Below are 616 nucleotides of genomic sequence, written 5' to 3'. Positions count from 1 at the left end.
GACCTTCAGCGCGCGTTGAGGTAAGGACTGCCGCGCGTGCCGGATTAGGTGGATGGTAACCAACGAAAGCGCGGCTCGGCGAGCGCGAGCCCCAAACCCGGTTCAATGCCGCTTCTCGCCTAATATCGACCAACCCGAGACTGGTTCTCACGTCAGCTGTCAGGGGTAGACCGGAAACTGGCGAGACGCGGTAGAATCGACGCGAATGACCCGAAGCGGTCATTGGGCCGCAGCGTCGGCCTCCAATTGTTCGCCCGTTCTCCTTCGCCGCGCAGCCACAAAGCGCTAGGTTCTGGACGTCGCGGCGACTGCGCCCTCGCTCGCCAGACAGCACCTACTTCAGCAGCAAATACTGGAAGGCTACCATCCCGGCAAAGGCCAATGTCACGGTCACGCCAACCACGCTTGCCGGCGCATCCTTGTTGGCGTCGGGAATTAGTTCGGCGAACACCATCCAGACCATCGCGCCTGCTGCGATGCCTAAGCCTATCGGCAGGAACGGCGCGAAGGCCGTTACGGCCAAATAGGACGGTACCGCCATCAACGGCTGCGGCAGGCTGGTGAAGATGCTCCACAGCGCAGCCTGCCAAACCGGCATGCCGCGGGGCACGAGCAT

At 62.7% G+C, this 616-nt stretch carries 1 pseudogene; it reads right to left on the bottom strand.

The window, feature by feature from the left end:
• Positions 1-334: 334 nt before the first annotated feature.
• Positions 335-616, bottom strand: a pseudogene (locus tag XI09_RS08435) (ZIP family metal transporter); the annotation flags it as partial.

The sequence above is a fragment of the Bradyrhizobium sp. CCBAU 11386 genome, from assembly GCF_028128955.1.
Classification (GTDB): domain Bacteria; phylum Pseudomonadota; class Alphaproteobacteria; order Rhizobiales; family Xanthobacteraceae; genus Bradyrhizobium.
This window is presented reverse-complemented; position numbering and strand designations above follow the sequence as displayed.